This is a genomic window from Caballeronia udeis, from assembly GCF_001544555.2.
GTDB lineage: Bacteria > Pseudomonadota > Gammaproteobacteria > Burkholderiales > Burkholderiaceae > Caballeronia > Caballeronia udeis.
This window is the reverse complement of the sequence record NZ_FCOK02000029.1, coordinates 91,968-102,174: the sequence shown is the minus strand read 5'-3', so window position 1 is coordinate 102,174 and position 10,207 is coordinate 91,968. Positions and strand designations below refer to the sequence as shown.

Sequence of the window (10,207 nt, the reverse complement as noted above, 5' to 3'; positions counted from 1 at the left end):
GCCCGAGGCGACAAGCTCAGGGATGTGGGCTGCACCTGCCCTCGGAAAAACCTTGACGGACCGCCTCAGGGCGTGACCCGGTCAGGTGGTCAATGTTTTAAGCGATGCAACCATAGCGATAACCAGCTCGTCAATAGCGCACGAGGTGGTCTTGTAGATACCCCGGCACTGCTGGATGCCCTGACGAACGGCCGCCTTGGAGGGGCAGCGCTCGATGTGCTGCCCCAGGAACCTCCGGACGTCACGCCCCCCCGTGCTTGATCGCTTCCATCGAAACCTGATTGTGACGCCTCATATCAGTGGGCCGCGACGAGCGGCGCACAACGACTGAACAAGGGCATCGCAGAGAATCTGAACGCTTTTGATTCGGGTACACCGATCAATGTCGTGTCTGGTGCTCGCCCTCCCGATCAGGATACGAAGCTCCCTGTACGGAAAACGTAATCGTGTCTTCTGCCTGTTTGACCTCGGCCGTTCCAAATTGCGTGCCGGCGCCGAGCGTGGCCGCAACACGCTGCTCGCACCCGGCGGCGCATTCGGTCTTCCAATGCAATCCTGATGCTGATCGGCCTCTGCCGGCCTGGTTTAACGTTTGCGTATTTGCAGCAGATGATCGTTCCAGCACGTCTCGGTACAGGCCTGCTACGCCCCGCCGCGAATCAATTTGTTTGTTGCGCAAGCATCGCTAAAGAGTTTGGAAAAAAAGTCGATATTGCATCTGTAGCACATAAATATTGGCGAAGCGCTTGCGCGCCTGACAAATAGAATTCGGGGGGGCTACATTGTGAATCAGGAATCGTTGTCCAGACTGCGGACGGTCGCCCCGGGTGAAGTCATCTACTCGGAAGGCTATATCGGAACTTCGGCTATCTATGTCATTGCCGAAGGAAAAGTCGAGATCTCGGCGAAATGCGACGAGAGGCGTGTTGTCCTGGCGACCCTGGGCAAGGGGGAGTGCTTCGGAGAGTCGGCATTGTTGCCGTCCGAGCCACGCGGGTCGACAGCGAAGGCGCTTAGCTTCTGCCGGCTGAGCGTGGTCGAAGCAAAGATCGTGGAAGAAGAACTCGAGCGCGTCTCGCCGCTCCTTCGCCACTTGATGCGCACGCTGATCCGCCGAAACAAAAGAAAGGACGAGCTCCTCGCGACGTACACGAACGCTGACTTCCTACCCGGCATAGTCTCCTACGCCCACGTGCTCAGCTTGATGGCAGGCGGTGTCAATCGGGAAGCACGAGGTCGACGGCTTCAATCCGATGACGTGTCAATCGCACTTACCGAAGTCTGCAAGCGGTGCCAGGCAGTAGCAGGTCATCCTCGCGTGCACGTCATGGCCATGCTCAAACGCATGGAGAAACTCAACCTCGTCATACTCGAGTCGGGTCGCCCTGACTTTCTCGGCAACGTCCCGGCTCCCGCCGTGGACGACACCATCAGCCGCCAGGTTGTCACCTTCGATCCCGTGCGGATCATTGAACGTGCTCAACGAGTGGGTGACCACGATCTTGATATTTCGATCGCCAGCGAACTGGAGTTGATAGAGCTGTCCGATCTCGAAGCGCTGATCGGCGTCGAGAGACAATTGATACTCGATAAGCTCTCGCGCGCGGAAATTGCCGATGACATTTTCGCTTTCCGGCGAACCAAGGTACTGACGTACATCGAAAAGAACGGCGTGGCTTACTTCTCCAAGAAGAAGGCGCGACCGGTCACCGAACTCGAATCGCTTACTGACCTTGATCTCATTGACGACCGGACGCTGTTCGATGCCGTCAGCGCGTTCGATACCTACGATCTCGCGAAACTGCTCGCCTCGGCGACGGACCACACGGTCTCGGAGCGGCTGCTTTCAGTCATGACGAAGGCACGGCAGAGCGAGACGGCGTGGATCATGCGTCGTGAACTCGTGACCAATCCTCTTGAGATACAGGACATTGAAGAACGCTTTATTCAACTGGTCAAGTCGATAAAAGCCGGGCCCGCAGCCGACGCCGACGCCGAACAGCGTTCGGTCGGAACCTGACTCATCGAAAACAGTCACCGTCGTCAAAAAAAGATAAACGAGAGATCGAATGGACATCCTAACGCTGTGCGGAGCGCTGGTCGGCATCGTCGCTATCGTGGCCGGCTTCACCCTGGAAGGCGGCCATTTCCTGACGCTCTTCCAGGTAGAAGCCATTGTCATTGTGCTGGGCGGCACGATCGGCGCCGTGATGGTTCAGAACACGTGGACCAAATTCTCGGCAGGGGTAAGGCAACTCGGTATGGTCTTCACCAAGGCCAAGCCGATAGACCGGGAAAACCTGACCATCCTGCTCGAATGGGGTCATAAAGCAAAAGTGGAAGGGATGCTCGCATTCGAAACCATCGATCCCGAAGGCATCAGCCCCTTTGCCAAGAGAGGACTGGAGCTGATCGCCAACGGCGTGCCGACCGCCGTGATCGAGGATGCCTTGCAAAGAGAACTGGACGCGTATGAGCGCAACCAGATGGCTGCGGCGCGGATATGGCTGCAGGCCGGGGGTTATGCTCCTACCTTCGGCATCCTGGGAGCGGTGCTGGGCCTGATTCAGGTGACGGGGCACCTCCTGGAACCTGCTCTGCTTGGCCAGGGTGTTGCGGTCGCTTTTATCACGACGCTGTATGGACTGGCCCTCGCCAATATCCTGTTGCTGCCCATCTACGGAAAAATCAAGGCAAGAATAGATAGCGAATTACGATTCAAGAAATTGTACTTTGACGGCTTGCTTGCGATCTCCCGCAAGGAGTCTCCGCAGTTGATCGAAGCCCGGCTGGTGGCGGATATTACTTAGAGGCTCATGCGATAAGCGAAGTCAACGATCGGGTTCCGGCGGCTGCCTACCTTTCCTGACATTCACCAAGGATTCCTCATGATTTGGTGAAACAGTGATTCGCCGAAACACGTGAGCCAGGTCGCTTCACCCACGCCACTTTCTATCTGAAGATCATGTCCTCAGTCACGACCAAGCCTAATCCCAAGTTCGACGACGACGCCGAGATACTCGCCGAACGATGGTTGATATCGTACTCGGATTTCGTGACCACCCTGATGGTGCTATTCATCGCGCTGTACGCAATGCAGTTGGCCCAGCATCGGGAAACCGAAAGTAAAAGTCTCACGCTTACACCCGTCGAGAAGCAAGGCGCAAGCGACACCCATGTTCAAGCGTCCCGGACTGCGGCGCTCAAACAGGTCCAGGCGTCCAGGCGAGAATTGATCGCGGCTTTAAAGGTACTGCGCGACAAGCAGGAAATCCTCGTTCACGAAACCGCGCGCGGTGTCGAAATAGAAATCAATGCGAAGATACTCTTTCGCTCGGGTGAAGCCCATTTGATGCAGGATTCAGACGCAGTGCTGGATCAGGTGGCGACGGCGCTCAAGGAGCATTCGGCACAGCAGATCCTGGTGGAAGGACACACCGATTCCGTGCCCATATCCACGGCGAAATACGAGTCCAATTGGGAGCTTTCCTCCGCGAGAGCCGGCTCGCTCGTCCGGTTCCTGGTCGATCGGGGCATTGAACCACACCGGCTCGCGGCTATTGGTCGCGCGGACAACATCCCCGCTGTGATCGGAGACGACGCCTATGCCCGCGCAGCCAACCGTCGTGTGGTGATCGTCGTGCAATACGATGTTCCGGGCACACCTCAGTAGACCCGCGCGAGTAGCGACTCGACGTCGACCACCCGGTTGACCAGGACGTAAGCCGGCAACAAACCGGCTCAGGCGTTCCCGATCCGCGGCCCCGGTAGCGGGCACTCAACCGGGTGATTCGTTATAGCCTGCGGCATGAATGCATTGCCCGATTCGTGGAAACCACGTTGTCCGATCATATGGCCGTGTGCCTCGAATCTGCGCCGAATCATTCGCGGCACGAACGCCATGCCAATCACATACATCATCGGCGCGCCTGCAATAGGTTGCGAGACCAGCGCGGTTATCAATAACGGTGCGCATGCTGCGATCTTCTTCCAGTCCCGGCCGGGTCCCAGCCTGAAACCGGAAAGCAGGAGCACCTTGCAGATGAACCCGAACAGCCCGATCATCCCGAGTTCCGCGAGCAGGCAAATGCCGTCATTCCTGCCAAGGCTGGAGTAGAGGCCATTGCCAAGCGGATTACGGCGCACATCTTCAAGACCTCGTTCAATCGACATGGAGCGGTCGGACAGAGAGGAGCCGTGTGTGACCGCCTTGTCTTCCAGGCCAATATAAGGTGTGTACATGGAGACGGGATAAACGAGAGCAATCATCGCCGCCGTCAGCACGACACGCCAGGCGCGAACGCGCGTGCCCGAGAACAGGAAAATGGAGCCCATGGTCATTGCAAGCAAGGCGACACCCAGCGACGAGAACGCGCAGATCGTTCCGCCTGCAAGACCGAACATGACAACTTTCGAGCGCCGCGTAAAGGCCTCATAGGCCAGGCAGAAGCACGCCACCCCTTGATAAATCCCGGCTTCCCGGAAGAATGCGCAATAACGGTCGAGCTTCACGGCGCCCGAAACATAGTCGCCGTACAGCATGGAAAACGGGAAGTAGACGGCGCCGGTCGAGGTCTGTTGATGCAGCGTGGCTTCGGTATAGCCCTTGACGTCAACCGAGAACAAGAACAACGACTCCTTGCCACCGAGTATGGCAGACAGCGCGACGGTGATGACGCTGGAAAGTCCGAGTAGCGCGATGACGGTGCACAAGGTCCTGAAGAACTTGCGATTAGCGTCCACATCGATGAGAAACGCGCCGTAAGCCAGCACGATTATCCCACTGGTAATGAACTCCTTGAGCACCCAGTCGAGTTGTGACTTCTCGAAGAAGATTGAGATCGGACAGATGTACAGCCAGTAAAGACCCAGCAACGTAAGCAGAGTAGCGATGTCCCAGCGAATGGCGGAATTGGAGTAGCGAGTTCTCTTGAAGTTGTGCAGCAAGTGCAGGCCGACAAGAGGTAGCGCCAGCGCCATGCCTAGCGGCGTGTAGGCCTCGCCAAGCGCTGTCGGACGCATCAGGAACAGGTTGAGAACAAGGCCTATGCTCACCAGGCTGGTGGCGTCTGGCATCTTTATCGAGAATCGTCGCATCGACATCTTTATTTGCCACCATCGTTAGTTTTTTGAGCAGTCAGGGGATCGGGCAACGGTGTCGATCGATACGTCAGATCATTAGCTGCTAGGTACGTCGCCGGGTCCTCGGGAGAACGAATGTCTTTACGTCGCCCGAATACTAATGAGCTTTTTAATTAATCAACGTAGGCTGGCGTACGTAGAGCGGTCGAATAGTGCCCTCCCGCTTCTGATGCGGTCTTGCCGGCAAAGCCAACTGCTCTATAGCACCTGTTTGTTTGCGCTGAGGAACCTTGGTCTTGCCGCGCTATGTGCGGGAAGCAACAGACTGCTGATTGACCAGCCGTTCTTCAACCAGACAATCGGGCGGAGGGATGGGAGAGGATCAGGATCGAAAACCTCCGTACGAATCCTCTTTTTGACGGCCGGAAACCTGACCGTCACCCGGAAGGTGTGGGACTGTCCGCGCAGCTCTGCCGGACGTGGCGGCATCCTCACGTCTTGACCACGGTGAGAAGCCGCGCGCACCGTCCAGCCACAACGCACGGTTTCTCGGCACATCAAGGTGCAATGCTATTCAACGCGACGCGGCAACATCCGCATGCACCGGAGCGCGCCAGCAGAGACCGATGACGACACCAAGCACGCACAGTCCGGCGATATACCAGGCCGGCGCCATGACGATTCCCTGACGGCCCACCATATACGAAGCAACGGCAGGCGCGGTGCCGCCGAAGATCGCGTAAGCGGTGTTATACGACAGCGCAAAGCCCGTGAAGCGGACTTCAGGCGGGAAGCTCTTGACAATGATGTACGGTCCGAGCGTGATGGTGCCGATCAGGAATCCCCCTGCAATATAGAGCGGCCACACAGCGCTGCTTCCGGAACTCAGTGCGAAGTAGAAGGCGCTTGTCACCGCCAGCATCGCCACGCTGCCCAGTGCGTACGCGCGGCCACCGCCAATCTTGTCTGCAGCCCAGCCTGCGACCGTGCTACCTATGATCAGCCCGAAGATCGACCACGAGTTGTTCGTGAAGACCGCTTTTCCCTCGTAGTGAAACTGCGATTGCAGGAAGGTTGGCGTGTACAGGAAGTAGAGCACGAAGATCCCGGAGAAGACCCACGTGGCCAGCAGCGATACAGCAATCGCACCCCGGTGATGCCTGAGCACGACGGACAGCGGCAAACGCGGGTCGGCAGCACGCTTGGCACGCAAGGCCTCGAAGACAGGCGTTTCGTGCAGGTAGCGGCGCAGGTACACGGAGATCAGCCCAAAGACCCCGCCGGCAATAAACGGCATACGCCAGCCCCAGCTCTTCAGGCTGTCGGCGTCGAGGTTGCCCATCAGGAACTTTGCGCTCAACGCGCCAAGCAGGATGCCGGTGCAAAGCCCCGACATCAGGAGGCCACACGCAAGACCCACGCGGTCACGCCGGACGTGTTCCGAGCAGAAGATCCACGCGCCCGGCACTTCACCGCCCACTGAAAGACCCTGAAGAATCCGACATAGCAGGAACAGCAGCGGCGCGACCATTCCGAGCATTTCATAACTGGGCAGCAGGCCGATCAGCAGCGTAGGAAACGCCATCAGGAACAGGCTGAGCGCGAACATCTTCTTGCGGCCAATCTTGTCGCCGAAGTGAGCGAAAAAGATCCCCCCGATCGGACGAACGAGATAGCCCGCGGCGAAGATACAGAACACCTCGAGCTGAGCAAGCCACTCCGGTGTGTGCGGGGGAAAGAACACGGTGGCCAGCAGCTTGGTAAAGAATACGGCGACGATGAAATCGTAGTACTCAAGCGCCCCGCCCAGCGAGGCGAGACCCAGCGTCTTGACATCGCTCCAGGACATCGACTGCGGCCCCAGGGCCGCCTCATTCGATCTGGCAGGTGTAGTACTCATTGTTGGCTCCAAACAAGTGAAACTTCAAAGTGAAAGTTCACGCCTGGCAAATCTGCCGTCCTCGAACTTATCAGCATACTGACGAAATTGATATAGGTTCAGTCGCTGACGAGCACGCTGGCCGATATCCTTGCGTGACGCTTCTTAAGTTAACTCTTAAGCTGAGAGGGAAAACCTGTCTTCGACGACGGTCCGGCAACTTGGCTGTAAAATCATCAGCGCACTGACAGATAACTTTTTATCCGGAAAAAAAACCGATTGCAACAGGGGTTCCCCTAAAGGTTGCACGGACCAGAAGCTAACGAAACAATCTCACTCGCTCGGAGCTTCACGGCATCATGCAAGTGCGAGTTACACTTGACCTGAACGACAGGATTTATTGGAAAGGATGAATATGGGCACAGTTACGGAGAAGAAAGCTGCCGTCTCGAATCCGACGATCGAGACCGGTCACTTATGGCAGCGCCCGGGCTTCCTGATCCGGCGTCTCAATCAGATCCATGTCGCGCTGTTCTTCGAAAGCTGCAAGGACTTTGCAATCACTCCGGTTCAATATGGCTTGCTGACGACGCTGAGCGAGCGCCCCGGGCTCGACCAGACGTCGCTGTGTGCAGAAGTCGGCGTCGACCGCACTACCATGGCGGACGTTCTCCGGCGCCTCGAAGAGCGCGGGCTGGTCAAGCGCGAACCCAGTCCTGATGACGGACGCCAGAAAATTGCAAACATCAGCGTCAAGGGCCGACGTGTGATGAACGAAATGTACGAGAGCATGCGCGACGCGCAGGTTCGGTTCCTGGCGCCGCTGGCTCCCGAAGAGCGCGTTGAATTCGTCCGCATGATGATGCAACTGGTCGAAGGCAACAATCAGTACGGCCGCACGTTGCTCAAGCACTTCGACTGAAGAGCCGGCGTGGTTTCATCGCTAAACCTGTTTCACTGCGAGACATCCCGGCGGAATGTTTCGGGAACGAAGAGCACGCCGACTACCAGCGACACCCCTGCAATCACGATCGGGTACCACAGGCCGAAATAGACGTTCCCGCTTTCGACGGCCATCGCGGAGACCACGAACGGCAACATCCCGCCGAACCAGCCCGATCCGAGATGGAACGGAAGTGACAGCGAAGTGTAGCGAATCCGAGCGGGAAAGAGCTCGACCATGAATGCCGCCATCGGGCCGTAGACCATGGCGAGATAGACGATCAGCAACCACATCAGAAAGACCACCGCAGGCGCGTTGATCTGCGACGGGTCCGCGTGCCGCACCCAGCCCGCGGCCAGCAGCACACGCTCCAGATCCCCCGGTCGCTGCCGTGCACCGTCGCACCGCCAATGGTGGTTGTTGTCGACTGCCCTGCCTGCAACGGCACGTGCCTGTACGAGACCCCCGACGCACTCAGGAACGACCGGATGCGGTCGCATTCGGTCTTTGGCGCAGCGAACAGGGAAAAGTGACAGTCGTCCGCATGAACGGTTACCGGCGAGGTTTTCTGGAACATCTCCAGTCTTGGGTTGGCGTAATGCGTCAGCGCGTGAAAGATGGGCTGGGTGGTCAGGGCGAGCAACAGGCAGGCGGTCATCATGATCCACTTGCGCCCGATGCGGTCCGAAAGCCAGCCGAATACCAGATAGAACGGAAAGACGCATACCAGCGCGATAGCCAGGTAAAGATTCACCGTGTCAGGTGCGACTTTTAACGTGTTCTGCAGGAACACCATCGAATAGAAGTGGCCGGTCCCGAACACAACGCCCACCCCGGACGCTGTGCTGAACAGCATGATAAGCACGTACTTGAGATTTTTCCACTTGCCGAAGCTCTCGCTGATCGGAGCTTTGGACAGTTTTCCCGCCTGTTTCATCCCTTGAAAGGTCGGAGACTCCGCCAGCTTCGTTCTCAGGTAGACAGAGATAATCAGTAATACGATGGAAATGAGAAACGGCAGGCGCCAGCCCCAATCCTGGAATGATGCGCTATCCATCGCGCGTCGGCTCGCGCTGACTACCGCAATGGATGAGAGCAAACCAAGCGTCGCAGTTGTTTGCAGCGAGCTTGTGTATAAACCACGGCGGCCTGCGGGAGAATGTTCCGCGAGGTACGTAGCCGCTCCGCCCGTTTCGCCTCCCAATGCAAAACCCTGCAATAACCGCAGGCATACAAGCAACAGCGGCGCCAGCATGCCGATCTTGGCGAACGACGGCAGCAACCCGACACCAACCGTAGCGACACCCATCAGGACGATGGTCGCCATGAAGGTATATTTCCGGCCGATCCTGTCGCCCAGACGGCCGAAGAACAAAGCGCCGAGCGGCCGTACCAGGAATCCGGCGCCGAAGGTGGCGAGACTGGCGAGTAGCGCCGTGGTCTCATTACCGCTGGGAAAGAAAAGCGTGCTGAATGTTCCAGCCAGCGCCGCATAGATATAAAAATCGTACCATTCGAGCAACGCCCCGAATGATGACGCGACGATAAGCGTCAATTCGTGGCGCGTGACCGTGCGCCGCGATGGCTCCGACGTCGAGATGTCCATTCTCACTCCTGGCGGCACGGTTATCACCACGGTTTAATTCAGTCATACTTATTGACTGGCTTAACGCTTGCTACATATCTCCGAGTACTTCCAATGCTTCGTCGCGGGTCATGACGGCGGCGTACTTCTGTGCCATGTCGAACAGGTTGGCGTCGTGAGGCGCGATAGCGCGGTCACCAACGCAGTCGGAAAGCACGAACGGACGGAAGCCATACTGCATGGCGTCCACCACGCTCGAGCGCACGCAGCCGCTTGTCACCGCCCCGGCAACCACCAGCGTCTGCACGCCACGTAGCGCAAGCCACGCGGCCAGTGACGTACCAAAGAACGCCGACGGCACGGTCTTGCGCACCACCAATTCACCATCACGCGGCGTGAGTTGCGGCACGATTGCACTGTTGTGTGCATGCTCCTTGAGCGCGAGCAGGCCCGGCACCTTCAGCGTGAAGATATTTTCGTCGGCATCATCGTCGGAGAACACAATGCGCGTGTGGGCGACGGGCCAACCGCGTTCACGCGCGTGCGCCAGCAGTGCGACGGTGCGCTCGATGGCCGGCGCGATGTTACCCCCGCCAAATACCTCGGGGTCCGCGAAACCATTGACGAAGTCAACGATGAGCAGCCCTGCGGGCGCCTTCGGTTCCAGCGCCGAACCGAAGCTCTGGCGCTGATAGGTATCAAGTTCATTGGACATGCT

7 protein-coding genes and 2 pseudogenes are annotated in these 10,207 nt (G+C 57.9%); 5 read left to right on the top strand and 4 right to left on the bottom strand.

Annotated features, from left to right (window positions below):
* Positions 1–126: 126 nt before the first annotated feature.
* From AWB69_RS50815 to AWB69_RS21000, 4 genes and pseudogenes are all read left to right on the top strand, one after another.
* Positions 127–231: pseudogene (locus AWB69_RS50815) on the top strand (NAD(P)-dependent oxidoreductase); the annotation flags it as partial.
* A gap of 553 nt (positions 232–784) precedes the next feature.
* Entirely contained in the window at positions 785–2,020 is a 1,236-nt protein-coding gene (locus tag AWB69_RS21010; RefSeq protein ID WP_062088258.1) for a cyclic nucleotide-binding domain-containing protein, read from the top strand.
* A gap of 49 nt (positions 2,021–2,069) precedes the next feature.
* Positions 2,070–2,810, top strand: a complete 741-nt coding sequence (locus AWB69_RS21005) for a flagellar motor protein (RefSeq protein WP_062088257.1) — start codon at positions 2,070–2,072, stop codon at positions 2,808–2,810.
* 155 nt (positions 2,811–2,965) lie between these two features.
* Positions 2,966–3,673 carry an OmpA family protein gene (locus AWB69_RS21000; RefSeq protein ID WP_062088256.1) on the top strand — a complete coding sequence of 236 codons (708 nt, stop codon included), beginning with the start codon at positions 2,966–2,968 and terminating at the stop codon, positions 3,671–3,673.
* A gap of 68 nt (positions 3,674–3,741) precedes the next feature.
* Here the strand turns inward: AWB69_RS21000 and AWB69_RS20995 are convergent, their stop codons facing one another.
* Together AWB69_RS20995 and AWB69_RS20990 are read right to left on the bottom strand one after the other, a co-directional pair.
* Complete coding sequence (locus AWB69_RS20995) at positions 3,742–5,076, bottom strand: hypothetical protein (RefSeq protein ID WP_156528917.1); 1,335 nt, start codon at positions 5,074–5,076, stop codon at positions 3,742–3,744.
* Positions 5,077–5,656: 580 nt separating this feature from the next.
* Positions 5,657–6,982 (bottom strand): MFS transporter, encoded by a 1,326-nt coding sequence (locus AWB69_RS20990; protein ID WP_062088253.1) that lies wholly within the window; start codon positions 6,980–6,982, stop codon positions 5,657–5,659.
* Positions 6,983–7,376: 394 nt separating this feature from the next.
* On the opposite strand from AWB69_RS20990, the gene AWB69_RS20985 reads away from it, so the two are divergent.
* Positions 7,377–7,883, top strand: coding sequence for a MarR family winged helix-turn-helix transcriptional regulator (locus tag AWB69_RS20985; RefSeq protein WP_062088251.1), 507 nt, complete (start codon positions 7,377–7,379; stop codon positions 7,881–7,883).
* Positions 7,884–7,915: 32 nt separating this feature from the next.
* Here the strand turns inward: AWB69_RS20985 and AWB69_RS20980 are convergent.
* Together AWB69_RS20980 and AWB69_RS20975 are read right to left on the bottom strand one after the other, a co-directional pair.
* Positions 7,916–9,510: pseudogene (locus tag AWB69_RS20980) on the bottom strand (MFS transporter).
* A 70-nt stretch (positions 9,511–9,580) separates the two neighbouring features.
* Positions 9,581–10,204: an isochorismatase family protein gene (locus AWB69_RS20975; protein ID WP_062088249.1), complete on the bottom strand. Its 624-nt coding sequence runs from the start codon at positions 10,202–10,204 to the stop codon at positions 9,581–9,583.
* Between the last annotated feature and the right edge of the window lie 3 nt (positions 10,205–10,207).